Origin of the sequence: Cohnella candidum, assembly GCF_003713065.1 — a bacterium.
Classification (GTDB): domain Bacteria; phylum Bacillota; class Bacilli; order Paenibacillales; family Paenibacillaceae; genus Cohnella; species Cohnella candidum.
The window spans coordinates 260893-278337 of the sequence record NZ_CP033433.1; the positions used below are offsets into that span (position 1 = coordinate 260893).

Annotated in this window: 19 protein-coding genes; 12 read left to right on the top strand and 7 right to left on the bottom strand. The window is 59.4% G+C overall.

Annotated features, from left to right (window positions below; translation table 11 throughout):
• Positions 1-39 precede the first annotated feature (39 nt).
• Positions 40-471, bottom strand: a complete 432-nt coding sequence (locus tag EAV92_RS01240) for a hypothetical protein (protein ID WP_123039397.1) — start codon at positions 469-471, stop codon at positions 40-42.
• A gap of 367 nt (positions 472-838) precedes the next feature.
• Here EAV92_RS01240 and EAV92_RS01250 point away from each other — a divergent pair, with 367 nt between their 5' ends.
• The 4 genes from EAV92_RS01250 to yunB all read left to right on the top strand — a co-directional run bounded on the left by EAV92_RS01250 (position 839) and on the right by yunB (position 4257).
• A complete protein-coding gene (locus EAV92_RS01250) occupies positions 839-1396 on the top strand; it encodes an NUDIX hydrolase (RefSeq protein WP_123039399.1) in 558 nt (185 codons plus the stop codon).
• 75 nt (positions 1397-1471) lie between these two features.
• Positions 1472-2074: an SOS response-associated peptidase family protein gene (locus EAV92_RS01255; RefSeq protein ID WP_123039400.1), complete on the top strand. Its 603-nt coding sequence runs from the start codon at positions 1472-1474 to the stop codon at positions 2072-2074.
• Between the two features lie 144 nt (positions 2075-2218).
• Positions 2219-3280, top strand: coding sequence for a BtaManbiosPhlase (locus EAV92_RS01260; protein WP_123039401.1), 1062 nt, complete (start codon positions 2219-2221; stop codon positions 3278-3280).
• A gap of 89 nt (positions 3281-3369) precedes the next feature.
• Positions 3370-4257, top strand: a complete 888-nt coding sequence (gene yunB, locus EAV92_RS01265; RefSeq protein WP_123039402.1) for a sporulation protein YunB — start codon at positions 3370-3372, stop codon at positions 4255-4257.
• On the opposite strand, the gene EAV92_RS01270 is transcribed toward yunB, so the two are convergent.
• Complete coding sequence (locus EAV92_RS01270; protein ID WP_123043498.1) at positions 4247-5212, bottom strand: M23 family metallopeptidase; 966 nt, start codon at positions 5210-5212, stop codon at positions 4247-4249. The genes yunB and EAV92_RS01270 overlap by 11 nt on opposite strands.
• A gap of 251 nt (positions 5213-5463) precedes the next feature.
• Here EAV92_RS01270 and lipA point away from each other — a divergent pair, with 251 nt between their 5' ends.
• The gene (lipA, locus tag EAV92_RS01275; protein WP_277424233.1) at positions 5464-6360 is read left to right on the top strand and encodes a lipoyl synthase; all 897 of its coding nucleotides are present in this window, start codon (positions 5464-5466) and stop codon (positions 6358-6360) included.
• A gap of 17 nt (positions 6361-6377) precedes the next feature.
• Positions 6378-7322: a YutD-like domain-containing protein gene (locus EAV92_RS01280; protein ID WP_123039404.1), complete on the top strand. Its 945-nt coding sequence runs from the start codon at positions 6378-6380 to the stop codon at positions 7320-7322.
• Positions 7323-7401: 79 nt separating this feature from the next.
• On the opposite strand, the gene EAV92_RS01285 is transcribed toward EAV92_RS01280, so the two are convergent.
• Positions 7402-8205 carry an NAD kinase gene (locus tag EAV92_RS01285; protein ID WP_123039405.1) on the bottom strand — a complete coding sequence of 268 codons (804 nt, stop codon included), beginning with the start codon at positions 8203-8205 and terminating at the stop codon, positions 7402-7404.
• 94 nt (positions 8206-8299) lie between these two features.
• The gene (locus EAV92_RS01290) at positions 8300-9589 is read right to left on the bottom strand and encodes a nucleoside recognition domain-containing protein (protein ID WP_241158401.1); all 1290 of its coding nucleotides are present in this window, start codon (positions 9587-9589) and stop codon (positions 8300-8302) included.
• 407 nt (positions 9590-9996) lie between these two features.
• Here EAV92_RS01290 and EAV92_RS01295 point away from each other — a divergent pair, with 407 nt between their 5' ends.
• Positions 9997-10377: a globin domain-containing protein gene (locus tag EAV92_RS01295; protein ID WP_241158402.1), complete on the top strand. Its 381-nt coding sequence runs from the start codon at positions 9997-9999 to the stop codon at positions 10375-10377.
• Positions 10378-10400: 23 nt separating this feature from the next.
• The gene (locus tag EAV92_RS01300) at positions 10401-11102 is read left to right on the top strand and encodes a DUF2225 domain-containing protein (RefSeq protein WP_123039407.1); all 702 of its coding nucleotides are present in this window, start codon (positions 10401-10403) and stop codon (positions 11100-11102) included.
• A gap of 13 nt (positions 11103-11115) precedes the next feature.
• Here the strand turns inward: EAV92_RS01300 and EAV92_RS01305 are convergent, their stop codons facing one another.
• Positions 11116-11358 (bottom strand): hypothetical protein, encoded by a 243-nt coding sequence (locus tag EAV92_RS01305; protein ID WP_123039408.1) that lies wholly within the window; start codon positions 11356-11358, stop codon positions 11116-11118.
• A 69-nt stretch (positions 11359-11427) separates the two neighbouring features.
• On the opposite strand from EAV92_RS01305, the gene EAV92_RS01310 reads away from it, so the two are divergent.
• The 3 genes from EAV92_RS01310 to trpS all read left to right on the top strand — a co-directional run bounded on the left by EAV92_RS01310 (position 11428) and on the right by trpS (position 15803).
• Entirely contained in the window at positions 11428-13224 is a 1797-nt protein-coding gene (locus EAV92_RS01310) for a M3 family oligoendopeptidase (protein ID WP_123039409.1), read from the top strand.
• A 732-nt stretch (positions 13225-13956) separates the two neighbouring features.
• Positions 13957-14340 (top strand): O-methyltransferase, encoded by a 384-nt coding sequence (locus EAV92_RS01315; RefSeq protein WP_338134417.1) that lies wholly within the window; start codon positions 13957-13959, stop codon positions 14338-14340.
• A 464-nt stretch (positions 14341-14804) separates the two neighbouring features.
• Positions 14805-15803, top strand: coding sequence for a tryptophan--tRNA ligase (gene trpS / locus EAV92_RS01320; RefSeq protein WP_123039411.1), 999 nt, complete (start codon positions 14805-14807; stop codon positions 15801-15803).
• Positions 15804-15806: 3 nt separating this feature from the next.
• Here the strand turns inward: trpS and EAV92_RS24355 are convergent, their stop codons facing one another.
• Positions 15807-15971: a DUF5325 family protein gene (locus EAV92_RS24355; RefSeq protein WP_164472591.1), complete on the bottom strand. Its 165-nt coding sequence runs from the start codon at positions 15969-15971 to the stop codon at positions 15807-15809.
• A 96-nt stretch (positions 15972-16067) separates the two neighbouring features.
• Here EAV92_RS24355 and EAV92_RS01325 point away from each other — a divergent pair, with 96 nt between their 5' ends.
• Positions 16068-16316, top strand: coding sequence for an alpha/beta-type small acid-soluble spore protein (locus EAV92_RS01325; RefSeq protein ID WP_123039412.1), 249 nt, complete (start codon positions 16068-16070; stop codon positions 16314-16316).
• A gap of 141 nt (positions 16317-16457) precedes the next feature.
• On the opposite strand, the gene EAV92_RS01330 is transcribed toward EAV92_RS01325, so the two are convergent.
• The gene (locus EAV92_RS01330; RefSeq protein WP_123039413.1) at positions 16458-17441 is read right to left on the bottom strand and encodes a metal-dependent hydrolase; all 984 of its coding nucleotides are present in this window, start codon (positions 17439-17441) and stop codon (positions 16458-16460) included.
• Positions 17442-17445: the final 4 nt, after the last annotated feature.

Here is a 17445-nt window from a genome sequence, read left to right on the forward strand (position 1 = left end):
TGCGCTGGGCACGGCAACTGAGGCTTGTTGGGTCGCCCGTCAATGGGCGGCCTTCCCTCCATGTACGCTTTGGGCCACGATTTCCGGCAGTTCGGCGAGCTGCGCCCGATACGCTTCCGGCGACAGCATGCCGCTCGCCAGGCGGTCGTCCAATTGGCGGGTCAGTTCCTCCACTTGCAGGGAAACGACGGCTTGCGCATCCTGGCCGGCTTCCTCGGCGATAGCGGCCAGGGACTTGCCGCCGTACAACGCTTCATACACTTCATCATCGGACGATTTCCCGAGCGACTCGAGGAAATCGTCTTTTTTGCGTTGCGTGGGAACCGCCGCGGCGGCCGCGCTCACCGGAACCTGCACGGAAGCCGGCTGGAGCGGGGAAGCCTCGCTTGTTTTGGGGTTCCACAAGCCTCCTCCAATGGTGATCGTTGCAGCCATCGTACCGGCCATGATCATGCGTTTTGCTTTCTTCATAGAATTCCCTCATTTCTGTTAGCAGGCCACTGCCTTTGCTCAGTTCACGTAGTCATCTTAAACCCCGAACCTGAAATCAAGCTTAACTCTCAGCAAATCTTCAGAATCCGTCAGCCGGGCGAAAACCGGATCTGATGCTGGCGGGAATCCTGCTGCTTGCGGCATTCCTGAACGGCTATAACATTCGGCAGGAGACGTATGCCAATACTTATTACACCGTTTCGGTGGCCAGCATGCTCGTATTTACGTTATTGCTGGGCGCTTGGTTTCTTTTAAAAGGAATCCGCACGCGCCAGGCGCGGCCGGTTTTTTGCGGTTTTCGGGGAGGGAGACGCAGTGGTAGAATCAGGAGCGAGGTGACTTCAGGATGGTAGCGAAATTTTGCATGTCGTGCGGCAGCGCGTTGGCTGCTAGAGAAGTGGACGGTACGGTAAGGTTGGCCTGCACGGAATGCAGCTTCGTGCATTGGGGAAATTACAGCATCGGGGTCGGCGCGCTCGTCGTCCAGGGGGACAAGGTGCTTCTCGTCCGAAGGGCGCAAAATCCGGGCAAGGGCTTTTGGACCAATCCGGGAGGATATATCGAGCAAACGGAACCGATCGCGGAGACGATCCGCCGGGAAGTTCGGGAGGAATGCGGCATCGACGCCGTCGTCCGCAGCATCGTGGCGGTTCGGGATCAGCCCCGGAGCATCCATAACGTTTATTTGGCCTTCGCGATGGAATACGTGTCGGGCGAGCCGATTCCCGACGGATTCGAGGTCGACGGCGCAGGGTTCTTCAGCCCGGAGGAAATGGAAACGATGAACGTGGCCGAAATGACCCGCTGGCTCGTAGACGTCGCTTTGCACGGCCGTTCCCAGGGACTAAGAGGGGACGAGTCCTCCTACCCTTCCTTAAGCGGTTACGGCTTGTTCCGCGTTTAACGCTCCGTATAAAATAACGATCCGACGGCAAAAGCTACCGTAGATTCCCAATTCGAGGAAACGGTGGCGGATTCCATGAACGAACGTTACGCGCTCACGGCGGAGATGTCGGATTTAACCGGCGAGTTCCGCGTCGACCGCATCGAATTCCCTTATTACGACAACGAAGATTACCGGCCGACCGGCCAAATTCCGGTCATTCGGAGGGTCGGCGACGAACGGCGGCTCAGCGGCCAGCGATGGGGCTTGATGCCTTATTGGGGCAAAAGCTCCCTTCACGCGGACCGCGAAAGCCTCGGGGAGAAACCTTATTTGCTGTACATGCTGGCCAAAAAACGCTGCGTCGTTCCCTGCAGCGGCATGCTTTTTGAACGCGACGAAGGCAAGTACCGTTCCGTTTACAGGCGTGAGCATGCCTCGAAGAAAGTATTCGCGGCCGCGGGCATTTACGACGTGTGGCTCGATTCGGAGAAAAACGAGTATCCGATGTGCACGATTATCAGCGTGTCCCGCCCCTCCACCCAGATCGGAAGCGTTCCCCTCGTGCTCGAAGGAGATGCGCTCGATACTTGGCTGGACCCGCGCCACAATACGGCGGACGCAATGCGGGAATTTTTGCGCTCGGTGCCCGAAGCCGAGTTCCGCGTGGAATTGGTGTCAACCGCGAAATCGAAGTGAGTGAGCATACTTGGCAGCCGCAAGCCCACGCGAGTGGGCTTTTTGCGTCCTGATTCAAGGGGGGAAGGCAAGGGGAAAAAACGTTGTCGGTTCCGCATAGGAAAATGAGGGGCCTTAAGAGCTTGAAGAGGAGCGATGCCTGATATGAAAACCTACCGGTACGAAGAAAATCCGATCGTAAAACCGGTGGACGTGAAGCCGTATCATCCGGGGTTCGAAGTGATCGGCGCTTTCAACGCCGGCGTCGCCCGGAACGGAGACGAGGTGCTGCTTCTCCTGCGGGTGGCGGAACGTCCGTTCAGCGGCGATCCGGACATCGTGAAGGTGCCGATCGTCCGCCCGGAATCCGGGCGGCTGGAGGTGATGGACCTGCGCAGGGACGATCCCCGCTACGATTTCTCGGACCCGCGGGTCGTGAGGGACGTGACGAGCGGCGTCGGCTTCGCTTATTTGACCTCCCTCTCTTATATCCGAATAGCGCGCAGCAAGGATGGAAGGAACTTTTCCGTTGACGACGCTCCTTTTCTTTATCCATCGGACGCGTCCGAATCATTCGGGATCGAGGACCCGCGGGTTACTCAGATTGGTGACGTCTATTACGTGTACTATTCGGCGGTTTCTCCGACCGGCATTGGCGTTACCCTCGTTTCTACCCGGGATTTTCGCCAGGTGGAACGCCACGGCATGATTTTCTGTCCCGACAACAAGGACGTGGTCATTTTTCCCGAACGCATCGGCGGCAAATACTACGCCCTCCACCGCCCGACGATGAAAAGCACGGGATCGCCCGAAATTTGGGTGGCCGAGTCCGACAACCTGCTGTACTGGGGGAATCACCGGCATTTGATCGGCCTGAGGCCCGGCATGTGGGACGGCGGCAGGATCGGCGGCGGCGCCGTGCCGATTCGCACGTCCGAAGGCTGGCTTGAGCTGTACCACGGCGCGACTCGGGAGCACCGGTACTGCATGGGAGCGGTGCTGCTGGATCTCGAAGATCCGTCCAAGGTGCTGGCGCGGTCGGACGTTCCGGTGCTGGAGCCCGAAATGCAGTACGAGAGGGAAGGCTTTTTCGGGGACGTTGTCTTTTCCTGCGGCGCGCTCGCCGACGGGGATACGGTCCGCATGTATTACGGCGTTGCCGATTCCTCGATGGCTTGCGCGGAGCTGAGCCTTCGGGAAATCCTCGCCGGACTGGTTCGGGTCTAAGGGTCTAGAAAGCGGGGGCTCCCGCATAAGCATGAGACAGCGGCGAAGGACGAACTCGCCGCGGATCATGCTGGCGGGGAGGGTCGCCCATGCGGCGCAGATGGGGAAGGACGTTTCCCTTGGCGAAAAACTGGACGGCTCCGAAGCCGGCTCCCCGCAGATGGGGCGGAAGGCGATGGGGTCCGAAGCCGTCGGTGTCGGCAGGAGGCTATTCGTCCAAAGGATGGACGCCCAGGCGGCCGAGGCGCAGGCTGAAGCGAAGGCAGATTTGGATCATCGTCGCATTGCTGTTCGTTTTCGCGATGATTCAGACCTTCGTTTTTTTCGATAAACAGCTGAAAGGTCCTCTCTTGTTTCTAGCGCAGGTGCGAATCAAGCAAATGGCGACCGAGGCGATCAACACCGCGATTACCCAGGAGATTGCCGATACGGCGGACGCGGACAAAATGATCCAGTGGAAGATGGGCCAAGACGGCAAAGTGACCGGTTTTCTGATCGATTACAAGGAGCAGATGAAGCTCACGTCCAGGACGGTCCGAATCGTCGAGCAAGTGCTGAAGCAAAAAGAGGACGTTCCGGAGCATATCCCGATCGGACATGCGCTGAACAGTCCCCTGCTGTCTTCCTTCGGACCCAGCGTATCGGTGTCTTTCCACCCGGCAAGCGCCGTGCAGGCGGAGGTGGATACCCGCCAGACGGAAACGGCGATCAACATGCTGCTGGTGGAAGTGTTTATCCGCATCCGCACGGAAATCGCGGTGGTCATCCCGTTTGACCAGGCGCCGCAGACGCTCGAGACGGAAATTCCGCTTTCCTACGCGCTGGTCGTCGGAAACGTGCCCATGTATTATTACGACGGTAAAGGCAATCCCGTCGGCCAAAGTGCCGGGAACGCGCCTTCGATCACGCTGCCCGCCCCTTCCGCGGCGCCGTCCTCGGAGCCGGCCGCGCACGACGGAGCCGGCGCTAGCGGGTAACCCGGAGCGCTTTTCTTTCCTCGCGTTCCCATTTGCGGAGCATCGGGTACGGATCGAACGCCCATTCGACCAAGCCGCGGTCGCGGTACACCCCGTAATGGAGATGAGGCGGAAATTTGCCCGATGTGCCCGGACGGCCGTAGCCGGAGCTGCCTACCCAACCGATGACTTGGCCCGGCTGCACGACGTCGCCGGGCTTTAGGTTTTTCTCGAACCCTTGCAGGTGCGCGTAATAGTGGTACAGGTTATCCAGATCGCGGATGCCGATTCGCCAACCGCCGTAACGGTTCCAACCCTTGAGCTCGACGATTCCGTACGTGGTGCTTCGGACGGGCACTCCGTAACCGGCGAAAATGTCGGTTCCTTCGTGAATCCGGTAACCGCCCCAGCCTCGGCTGTCCCCCCAAGTGCTTCGGTACGAATAGTTCGACCCGATCGGCAGCGGAAAGGCATGGCGGGTGAGGTCCTGCCTGCCGAACGCCTCGAGGATTTTCACGAATTGCAGGATCCGCTGGACGGAACGCGTGTTGTGGTAATACTCCCACAGTCCGATCGCGAAATCGTCCGGGCCGCTGCCGTGTTCTTTGACCCGGCTGGCGACGGTGTACAGCAGGTCGACGTCCGATCCGCGGTCGGCGATCCCGTCCCCGGATCCGTCGCGTCCGACGCCGCCGAAGAAGCGGATGGAAACCGGTTGGTCGTCCTGCGGATCGGGATTCAATTCGCCGGCCCATCTCGCTTCGGAGATGAAGACGCCGACCGCGGCTCCCTCCCGGAGAGGCCTGGTTTTCCGGTGGGCGCGGCTCAAAGCCCGCTCGTATTTGTCGATCGCGGCCACCTCCTGCCAGGGCATGCCCGTTTTCCGGCTGACTTGGTCGTATATTTTTTTCAATCGCTGTTCGGGGTCCGGCGCGTTCGTTTTGCTTTTGTCCGTCGCATAAGCGGGAGACGCCATGAAGGTCAACAGTCCGACCGATAGAAAAACGGCGAGCACGCGCCGGGCGAGACGGCTGCGCGGAGTCGCCGGCGATTGGGGCTTATGCAGCACCGCGGATTCCTCCTTCTTCGAGTCCATATAGGGAGTAGGCTTTGCAAAAGGCTTTAAGATCATGTAATCCCTGCCGCGCGGAGAGCGTTCCCCCTCTTCTGGGCGGTTTTGTTGTTCATCCGACCGCGCTGCATTATAATAAGGGACAGAAAGAGGGGATAGCGATGTCGACCGGCGCCAAACCGCGCAAGCCGGACTGGCTGAAGATCAAGCTGACGACGGGTGAGCCGTACCGGGAACTGAAGGATATGATGAGGACCCGGACGCTGCATACCGTATGCGAAGAAGCGCGCTGCCCCAACATTTACGAGTGCTGGGCCAACAGAACCGCGACCTTCATGATATTGGGCGATATTTGCACGAGAGCTTGCCGGTTTTGCGCCGTGAAGACGGGGCTGCCGACGGAATTGGATTTGCAGGAGCCCGCAAGGGTAGCCGAAGCGGCCGAGCAGATGGGCCTCCGCCACTGCGTCGTGACGTCCGTCGCCCGCGACGACTTGAAGGATGGCGGAGCCTCCATCTTCGCCGCGACGATTCGCGAAATCCGCAAAAAGCTGCCGCTTTGCAGCGTGGAAGTGCTCATTCCGGATTTCATGGGCGACCGCGATTCCTTGCAGATCGTCATGGACGCCAAGCCGGACATTTTGAACCATAACGTCGAGACGGTGGAGCGGCTGTCGGACCGCGTACGCGCGAAGGCCAAATATCACCGTTCACTCGAGCTGCTGCGGCGGGCGAAGGAAATGAACCCCGACATTCCGACGAAATCGAGCCTCATGCTCGGCGTCGGGGAAACGTTGGACGAAGTGAGGCAGACGATGGACGACCTGCGAGGCGTAGACGTCAACATCCTGACGCTGGGCCAGTACCTGCAGCCGACGCCCGCCCACCTGGATGTGGAGAGATACGTCCATCCCGACGAATTCGCCGAACTGAAAAAGGACGGAATGGCGCGCGGATTTTCCCACGTGGAATCGGGGCCGTTCGTCCGCAGCTCCTATCATGCGCACGAGCAGGTGAAATCCGCTTCCGCGGCCGAAGCCGGGAAAGCGTGAACCGGGAGGAAACCCACGTGATATTTTTGGCAGGCGGCAACGCCTACACCATGGCCCGAGAGCATAAGAACGGCTGGAACGCCGAAGCCTTCAAGGAACGGTACAGCGAGGTGCTGGAACGGTACGACTTCATCGTCGGCGACTGGGGCTACAACCAGCTTCGGCTGCGCGGATTCTACCAGGACGGGCATCCGCGCGCGACGAAGGAAACGTCGATCGCCAGCCTCGTCGATTACCTGAACGAATACTGCAATTTCGGCTGCGCCTATTTCGTGCTGGCCAAAACCGACGCCGCCGCGGTACCCCCGGGGACGCCGGATTTGATCAAGCAAGCCGACGCGCCCACGCCAGCCGCGGGAGATAATCCCGACGCGCAGACGGCCGAGACGGCGGCGGCTTTGGCGACGCACAACGGCATCCTCATGCGCTGGCCGTTGAAGGAGCGCCCGGGCGGTCCCGTGCGCATTCCGGGCGCCGCCGCCGTGGCGCGCGCGGCCGCGGAAGCGGAGAGGCGCCAGCAGGCGCTGGCCGGCGGCAAGCCGGGCGACGGCAGGGCCTCCACCTCCTCGAATCGCCAGGGAGGAGACGGCGGTTACGGCAACAGACAAGCGAACCGGCCTTCGTCCGGCGGCGGATCGGACAGGCGCTCTTCCGGCGGGCCGAACGCGGGACAAGCCGACAACCGGTCGTCCGGGAAGCCGGGCAACCGCGGCCAGAGACCTCCGCAAGGCGAACGCCAAGGCCAAGGCGCGCCTTCCAAGCCGGGCGGCCAATGGCGCCAGCCGAGCGAAGGCGGACGCCAGCAGGAACAGGCACGGACGGCGGAGCACGCCGCTCCGAAACCGGATGCGGCTCAGAAGAACGGCAGCCGTTGGCCGGGCAAGAACCGCAGAAGGAACCGTTTCGGCGGCAAGCCGAATCGGCCGGACGGCGGTGCGCCGGGCCATCCGGGCGCGGATTAAGCGATTATTCTTGCATGAAGAAAGCCCCGAATCCCATGTTTCCATGGGGTTGGGGGCTTTTTGGGTTTGTTTCGAAGGTTTAGACCTTGTCCGTTCCGGAACCGATAAACGCCTCACGGACGCGGTTCCAAAACGTATACGGACGATAGCGGGCGAACGTGATTTTCTCCTGCGCGACCCGGCAGATGATCGACCGGACGCCCGTCATTTGCAGGACGAGATGGTCGATGCCGACGAACAGCGGTTCTTCGGGATCCGGCACGATGTCGCAGTGATGGTGCTTCGGCAGGATGACCGAGGAGCCGAGCGTCCGGTAAACGCGGTTGTTGATCGAGGCGATCTCGGCGATTTGCAGCCCTTCGATGGACGGATGGATCACCGCTCCGCCTAAACTCTTGTTATACCCCGTGCTTCCGGAGGGGGAAGAGATGACGATGCCGTCGCCGCGGAACATTTCGAACGGTTCGTCGTTGATGTTGATCCCCGCGACCAGCGTGCCGTCCACGCTCTTCAGCGTAAATTCGTTCAGGGCCAGGTACGAAGTGGCGGACGTGTCCGAAATGATTTCGATTTGCAGCAACGGATACTTGACCTCGCGCGGTTCTTTCGTCGCAATCAGTTCGACCAGCTCGGCGAGCTCGTTTTTCTGCCAGTCCGCGTAAAATCCCAGGTGGCCGGTGTGGACGCCGACGAAGGCGACGCGTTTCACCTGGTCCCGGTAGCGGTGGAAAGCCTGGAGCAGCGTGCCGTCGCCGCCGATGGAGAGGACGAGGTCGGGCGACGTATCGTCCGGCGTCAGACCTTTGGCGGCCGCCAGCGAGTGGAATTGTTCGGATAGCTCACGCGATAACGGGTCTCCCCGGTCGAGCAGCGCGTATTTCAAAATCGGACGCTCCTTTGCCGCAGGGACAATCCCTGGATTCTTATACGATCATAAACAATTAGGGACGGGAAGACAATCCCGCCTTCCCGTCCCGCTATTTGTTTAGGATCCGGCGTTTGAGCGATGACGCTGCCCGGGCGGCCAAACCGGCGGCGATCAACAGCGACAACACGGCGGCAGCCATAAGGGGCGGCCACGCGGCCAAAGTCAAGGGTGTATCTCCTGCAGCCGGCCACCAAGCGGGTACGGAAGCCGCCTCTCCGAAACGGAACAGGGGCCAGATCAAATAAACGCCGGCGGCCGCCGCGACTCCGTGCAGAAAACGCGTCCTCGCGAACGGTCCGTATCTCCACCCGGTCTTGCTCATGAGGCCCGCCACCTGGGCATGGACGGACAATCCGGCCCAGGACAGCACGAACGCGGCCATGGCCAAGCGGTCCACCAGCGGAAGCAGCGAGCCGCCGTCTGCAGTTTGAGCGGCCGCACGTGCGCCGAGCGTCACTTCGAACATGCCTTGGACGAAGGAGGATGACAATTCGCCGGGCATGCCGACGGCAGCAAGAATCCAGGATACGGTATCCCGGAACAGCGCGAGCAGGCCGCTGTGAAGCAGCAGGTCGAGCGCGGCCGAGAAGAACACGACAAGCCCGCCGACGATCATCATCAATGCCAGCGAAGATTGCAGCGATTGCTGGAGAAGGACGCCGAAAGGCCTGCCGTCCGCGATCCGAGCCTCATGCATGGCCGAGAATGCTCGGCGAACGCGGCTGCCGCGGCGGGGGTGGCCGGTTACGGCAGCCGAGGTGGTGGTGGATTCGATCGCCCCCGTCTCTTCCGGATCCTTCCGCCAACGGCCGAGGATGCCCAGCAGCATTGCTCCCCCGTAGTGGGCGGCCGCCAGCACGGGAACCGCTTCGGGGCGTCCGAAAAAGCCGACGCTCACCGCCCCGATGAGAAAAATCGGATCCGAAGTCGTCGTCATTTCGACCAGCCGCTCTCCCTGTGCGCGGTTTACCAGGTTTTGCTCCATCAAGCGGGAGGTAAGCCGGGCTCCCACCGGATACCCCGACGCGAAGCCCATGGCCACGACGAATCCGCCTGCGCCTGGAATCCGGAACAGAGGCCTCATGAGCGGATCGAGCAGCGTGCCGGCCAGATGGACAATGCCGAAGCCGAGCAGCAGCTCCGACAGGACGAAAAATGGGAACAGGGCGGGAAACAGCACTTCCCACCATACCTTCACTCCGCGCAGCGACGCTTCAAGCGCCACTTCCGGCATGGCCAGGGCCAGCCCCCCGATGAGAAGCGCCGTTCCCCCGATCCCGAGGACGAACGCGGCCGAGCCCCCGTTTCCCCGTTTGCCGTTTGCCGTATCGATGTCCAAGGGATCCCTCCGTTCTTACCTTCTTGTCCAGTATATGAGGGCAAGCCGTGCGACTTTCCAATTGGTAATATCCTGCAATAAATACCAATGGAACCGTTTACAAATTTTTCGCCCAAAACAAAAATCTTATGGTACAATAGAACCATAAAACCAATGCCGGGAACACGGCGGCGACCGGGGTGATGAGGATGACGGGAATCGTGGCAGGACTTCTTGTATGCGCTTTCGTATATGTCGTTCGCGAAGCGCTGGTCAATCCCGAGGAAGAAATTTGAGCCGTGCGTGCCTGTGACGCATTTATCGTAGCCCCGTAAGGGGCTTTTTTTCGTTCCCCGCGGCGAATGTCCTAAATGTGGTATAATGGGCTTAGTCCGCGAACCGCGAAAGAGACCTCAGGAGGGACGAAATTGTCCGATTACATAAGCCTTTATGAAGCGATCGGGGGAGCGCCGGCCGTTCGGGATCTGGTCGAGAAATTTTACCCGAAGGTGCAGGCCGACCCGTTGCTGTCGCCGTTGTTTCCGGATGACATTCATCCGGTTATGGAAAAGCAGTACTTGTTTTTGACCCAGTTTTTCGGCGGTCCTTCGCTGTATTCCGACGAATTCGGGCATCCGATGATGAGGGCAAGGCATCTGCCTTTTCCGGTGACCCGGTCCCGGGCGGAAGCATGGCTTTCCTGCATGGCGCGCGCGCTGTCGGAAACGGCCATTCCGGAACCGCTCCACGCCGTCGTTCTCGAGAGACTGTCGGGTCCGGCGCACCATTTTATCAATACGGAAGATTGACCGATTCCAAGGAGGAGCATCGGATGGATCCGCTGTACCAAATCACGGTTCAATGCGCTTGCTGCGAGGCGAGCTTCAAAACGTCCCGCGTGCGGCCCAGCCTCAAGAGGGCGATCCGCAGCGACAGCGATTTCTGCTCGTATTTCAAAACGGTGAATCCGGATTATTACGTCGTCCGGGTATGTCCGTTCTGCGGCTTCGCATCGACCGAAAATTTCGCGGACAAGCTCAATTCCAAGCAGAAGGAAGCTTACTACGAGAAGATCGGGAACCATTGGGCGGCGAAGGATTACGGAGAGGAACGGACCGAGCAGGAAGCGATGGAGTGCTACAAGCTTTCCTTGCTGACGGCCCAGACGGTGGGGGAAAGCATTCGTGTCATCGCCGGCTTGCTTCACCACATTGCGTGGCTGTACCGGTACCAGGGTAACAAGGAGCAGGAGAACCGGTTCTTGGCCTATGCTTTGGATGCGTATATTAAGGTGTTCGAGACCGAACGCGACTCCTTGAGCAACGCGAGGCTGATGTATCTGATCGGGGAGCTGAACCGCCGCCTGAGGAACTATCACGAAGCGGTCCGTTGGTTCGGCCGGGTCATCAACGACAAGAAAATCATGGACGCCGGCATGATCCGGGCTTCCCGCGAAATGTGGCAGGCTGTCCGGGAAGAGATGACGAACGGCGGGCTCGATCTGCCGGAGGAAATGAACGAGAACACCGTCTGACGGCGCGAGCGGGTTATTCTCCGTTGCGAATCGGACGGTCGGCCAGCAAGTAGTCCTGATCCGCGTCGACCAGCTGGAGCCTCGTATGGCAGCAGGGAAACACGACCGCGCGTTTGCGGGCGCCTCCCCGCAGGTCCCGCACTTCCTCGGGTTTGAGGGGAAGGATCACTTGGGATTGTCCGCAGAAGGGACATTCGGCTACGTAAACGTCTTTCATCACGATGTCATAAGGCAAGCTGTTTCGAAACGGTATCATCGCTATCCCCCCAATTTGTAACTACAACATACACCAGACTTAAATGCCGCGCAAACGGAGGTCATGCCTATGGCACGGAACTATGGAACGGTTTGGGATTTGGACGTTTTCTTCCCGGGCGGTTCGGAATCGCCGCAATTCGCTTCGTTCATCGACGAGACGGAACGCCTGATCGCGGGGGTTCTGCAGGAATTGAAGGAGCAGTCCGAGGGCGAACCCGACGCGCAGAAGCTGGCGGATTGGACCGCCAAGCTTCAGCAAGCGCAGCTGCGCATGCGGGAAGCGGATTCCTTCGTCGGGTGCTTGACGTCGCAGCAGGTGGCAGACCGCAAAGCGGTCGCCTGGACGGAGCGGGTGCAGACGCTGTACGCCCGTTACCGCCAGGCGCTGGACCTGTTCGACGCCGCTCTGGCGGCAATGCCGGAGGACCGCTGGCAGTCGTGGATCGGCGATCCGAAGCAGGCGGAGCTGGGGTTCGTCCTGAACGAAAGAAGGACCGGCATCCAAGACAAGCTGCCTCCCGCGCTTGAAGCTTTGGCCGGGGAGTTGGCGGTTGACGGATACCACGGCTGGGGCGAGCATTACGGAACGATCGTCGGCCAAATCGGCATCCCGTGGGAAGAAGACGGGCGCAAAATCGTGCTTTCAGCCGGGCAGGCGGCCAACAAGAAAGAAGACTCGGACCCGGCCGTCCGCGACCGTATGATGGTTGAGTGGGAGAAGGCTTGGGCCGAGCAGGCCGATTTGTGCGCGGACGCGCTGAACCGGCTGGCGGGCTTCCGCCTGAAGCTGTACGGGCTGCGCGGCTGGAAGGAAATCCTCAAGGATCCGCTGAGGATCAACCGGATGAGCAAAGCGACGCTGGACGCGATGTGGACGGCGGTGGACGACTCGATCGAGCCGCTGAAAAAATACTTGTCTCTGAAAGCGAGCCTGATCGGCAAAGACAAGTTGGATTGGCAGGACGTCGACGCCTCCTTGCCGACGGAGCAAAGCAAGATCCCATACGGGGAAGCGGCCGAACTGATCGAGGAAGCCTTCGACCGGTTCTCCCCCCGTCTGGCCGCCCTGGCCAAGCGCGCGTTCCAGGAAAACTGGATCGAGGCCGAGGATCGCGCGGGCAAACGGCCCGGCGGTTTCTGCACCGATTTCCCGCTGGAGAACGTCACCCGCATTTTCATGACCTATTCCGGCAGCTCGGGCAACGTGTCCACGCTGGCGCACGAGCTTGGGCACGCTTATCACGGGGAGCTCGTTTTCGGACTGCCGCCGTTTAACCAAGACTACGCAATGAACGTGGCGGAGACGGCTTCGACTTTCGCCGAGGCGATCGTCAGCGACGAGCTGCTGGCGCGCGCGAAGAGCGACCAAGAGAAGCTTGCCCTGCTGGACATTCGCCTGCAAAGCGCCGTGTCGTTCTGCATGAACATCCGGGCGAGGTTCCTGTTCGAAACGAGGTTCTACGAGCAGCGTGCCAAAGGCATGCTTGGCGTTGCGGAGCTGAACGAGCTGATGGTGAACGCCCAGAAAGAAGCGTTCGGAGACGCGCTGGGCAGCTGGCATCCGCATTTCTGGGCTTCGAAGCTGCACTTCTATCTCACCGACGTGCCGTTCTACAACTTCCCCTACACGTTCGGCTACCTCTTCAGCACCGGAATCCTCGCTGCTGCGGAGAAAGAAGGAGAGGGCTTCGCCGAGCGGTACGATGCCCTTCTCCGCGATACCGGCGTCATGACGGTGGAAGAGCTCGCGTCCCGCCATCTGGGCGTCCGCTTGGACGAACCGGAGTTCTGGCGGGCGGCGGTCGCCCGCGCCGTCTCCGACGTCGCGCTGTTCGAGGAACTGATCAAGAAAGTGCAAGCTTGACGAATACGGTTAGCGTTTGTGCGCCTCTCTGCGAATGCAGGGAGGCTTTTTGATTTCGCGAAACAAACCCGCTCACCCGTCGGAATAGCGATACTGGGTGTAACTAAATGACTCGGAATCCACTCATCCGCTGAAATAGCGACACTCGGTGTCACTAATTTACTTAAACCCGCTCACCCGTCGAAATAGCGATACTGGGTGTCACTAATTTGCTCAAACCCCCTCACCCGCCGAAATAGCGATACTGGGTGTCACTAATTTGCTCAAACCCACTCAACCGCCAAAATAGCGATACTGCGTATTACTAATTTGCTCCGAACCCGCTCATCCGCCGAAATAGCGATACAGCGTATCACTAATTGGCTCCCAGTTCGTACATCCGCCGAAATAGTGATACTGGGTGTCACGAATTGGCTCCACGAACCCGCGATGACGACAAAATAGCGGAACCGGGGTACGTTATATCGGCAAAAACTCGCGATGACGGCGTAATAGCGGAACTGCGGTACGCTAAATCGGCGGAAACGCCGAGATGTCGCGCGATAGCGGAACTGTGGTACGTTAAGTCAGCCCAGACCGCGCAGTTATGAACCATTCCGCTAATCCTGACACGATTTTCAAACAAATTTTGACAAAATGATTGAAAATTTCTAGTTTCTTGATTATACTGAGTCCGAAGTACCAGTAAAATTTTGGGATAAGCCAAAAGGAGGAGAATGAAGTTTGGAGCAAGTGTCTTTAGCATGTCAAGTGGATTTGGCACTGGAACAGCTCGATGGGGAATTGACCGGCATGTCCGCAGGGACGATCGTCATTCAAATCCGCAACGATGAAATCGGGAAGTTCGGGATTCGCCATCTGCCCCTTGATTGCGGTACCCGGGAAAAAGACACCGTAGGGATGACCTCCGAGCAGGTACGCCTGCTTCGGCGAATGGCCATTGAAGCGCTCCGGCACAAAAAGGGATGGACACACGGCGAAATGGCTTACGATTTCGTCCTTCGGCAAGGCCAATTGTTCGTAAGCGTCCAGTTCGAGTCCAACTACAACATGGCGAACGTATTGTTCCGCCGCGCGCCTAAAGCACGCAACCGACGGGACGTTTCCAGCGAGTAGCCTCTACATAAGCAACGGAAAACCCGGTCTCCTCATGGAGGCCGGGTTTGTTTGTACCAAACAGCATGACGGCGGCCGCTGCCGATGGCGATATCACCGACGAGGAATTGGATGCGGTCGCGGCCTACTTGAAGCAAATCGAGTAAAGGCGTATAATGACTTTCTAAATCGACGAGTAATCGGCAATGAACGGAACAAGTAAGCGGGGGTCAAGGCGCTTCAGAGAGCCGGTGGATGCTGCGAACCGGTGCGACGCCCACGCCGAATGGATCCCGGAGCCGGGAGTGCAAGGCGGAAGATCGCCCGAAGCTCTCCGACTGTTCCCCGTTACAGGAACCTAAGGTTGCGACTCTCCGATCCGGCAGGCCCGGGGGAGGTTGCGGCGAATAAGGGTGGCACCACGGCTTCCACGTCCCTTGCGGACGGGAGGCCTTTTTATTTTGCCCGGAAGGCGGTAGATTTCCATGTCCAAGCAACGCGTATTGTCAGGCATTCAACCGAGCGGCAAACTGACCCTCGGCAACTACATCGGCGCCATGATCAACTATGTCGCCCTGCAGCATGAGCACGACTGCTATTACATGATCGTCGATCTCCACGCGATTACGGTGCCCCAGGAACCGGCTGCGCTGCGCGAACAATCAGAGGCGGTGGCCGCGCTGTTCGTGGCCGTCGGGCTGGATCCCGCGAAGGCGGCGATTTTCCTGCAATCCCACGTGCGCGCCCACGCGGAACTGGGCTGGATCATGACCACGCTCTCGTACATGGGCGAGCTCGAAAGAATGACCCAGTTCAAAGACAAAGCCGCCGGCAAAGACGCGGTGGGAGCGGGCTTGTTCACGTATCCCGCGCTGATGGCGGCGGACATTCTGCTGTACAAAACGAAACTCGTTCCCGTCGGAGAAGACCAGAAGCAGCATTTGGAGCTGACCCGGGATTTGGCCGGCCGCTTCAACCACCGTTTCGGGGAGACGCTCGTCGTGCCGGAGCCTTTCATCCCGAAGGTCGGCGCCCGGATCATGTCCCTGGACGACGCAACCAAAAAAATGAGCAAAAGCAATCCGAACCCCGGCAGTTATATCGCCCTCCTGGATTCCCCGGACGATATCCGCAAAAAAATATCCCGGGCCAAGACGGACTTGGGCCGGGAAATCGTCTTCGATCCTGCGGAGAAGCCGGAGATCAGCAACTTGATGAGCATTTTCTCCCAATGTACGGGCAAATCCCTGGACGAGATTCAGAAGGACTACGAAGGACAAGGCTACGGCACGTTCAAAAAGGACGTCGCGGAAGCGGTCGTGTCGGTGCTGGAGCCGATCCAGCGGAAATACGCCGATATCCGCGCATCCGGGGAAATCCATCGGATTTTGAAGGACGGAGCCGAGAGGGCGTCCGCCGTGGCGGAAACGACCGTTCGCGAAGTGAAAGAGGCGATGGGGTTCGTGCTGCCCGCCCGGGATTAAGCTTTACCGACGGCTGCGGGCTTTCCACACGAATCCCGCGCCGATCGTGGCGACGGTCAACACGCCGAACAAGATCGCGAGCCACACATTGTAGCTGATGCTGATCGCCGTGGCGCTCATCCAGATAACGGACGTTACGGCAAAGAGTAACGAAGCGGTTTTGCTCATTTTTTCGAATCCTCCTAAGCATATTTTTCTGCGGGTCCAGCATAATAAAGAGGCAAGCTTGCACCCCATAACAGCAAGGCGAAAGGAGTTTCAAAAATGCCAGCAAATCAACAGTCTCAAGGCAGCAGCAGCCGGAACCAAGTTCTGGTTCCCCAAGCTCGCGCAGGCCTGAATAACATGAAGATGGAAGCCGCTCAATCTCTTGGAGTTCAAATCCCGGCAGACGGATACTACGGCAACGTGACCAGCCGCGAAACCGGTTCGCTTGGCGGTTACATCACCAAAAACCTGGTAGCCATGGCGGAACAACAACTGTCCGGCGGCAGCCAATTCACGAACCGCTAACGCGCTTCCGTAATCCTGAAGCGAAAGCCCGAGGCCAGCCTCGGGCTTTTAGCGTTGCCGCTGCGGACCTCTTCTATAGTGATGGACGGGTGAAGGAACGTCAAGAAAAAAGACCCTTGCGGGTCCCGAGTCCGATACCTGTCAATACGTCGTCATGCGCAGCCTTTTCTCCAACCGGTCTTCGCTTAGCCAGCCGACGTAGGATTGAAGCGGGCGGTAACTCGAATCCATCATGACGACCGCCACGAACGGGTATTGTTTGCGGTACCGGTATCGGATATCGACCCACCGGACCTCGTATCCCCATGTCTGCACCTTGACGCTCGCGCAAGGAAACGGGGTGATGCCCAGAAAGGCTTGGATGTCCGGATGGCTTTTCGAAGCTTCGGCAGCCGGATGATCGTCGCAGGAGAGCGTGTCGTGCCAGTGCAGGCGCCCCCGTTCCCATACTCCTACGCCGTACAAACCGTCCTCCGATCGGCGGACCACGTTCCAACGGTAGGGGGAGATGGTCGGAAGCAGCGTGTAGCGGTCCCCGCGGCGCCCTTCAGGATCGGAGGAAGAGACTTTTCGCGACAACTTGCGGTGTACGGCGGTTCGCCATACATAGTAGATCGCGAGCAGCACGTACAGAACCGGGAAGATGACTCTCGGTTCGGCCGACCCGGAAGCCCAGAGAAGGATGGCCAGCACGTGCGCCGAGAAGATGAACGGGTCGAAAATGTGGATGATATTCCATTTGACCCATTCTTTGCTGATCGGGCGGTAAGCTTGGGTGCCGTAGGCGTTGAACAGATCCGAGAACACGTGGACGACGACGGACACGAACACCCAGAAGCCCAGATGCCACCACGGAATATCCCGGAAAGCGAGCGTCAGGCATAGCGTGATCAAACCGGTCCAAATGAAGATCGCGGGCAGGGAGTGGGACATCCCCCGGTGATTTTTGATATAATCGGCATTGCTTTTCAACCTTAGAAGCATATCCAAATCCGGCGCGTTGGAACCGGCCACGGTACCTAGAAGAATCGCGGCAGCGCCGTAAGGGTGCGAGGAGATCACGGGGTCGATCATGGCCAGACCGCCTAAGCCCAGCCCGAATACGAAATGGGTTCCGGTATCCATAGGA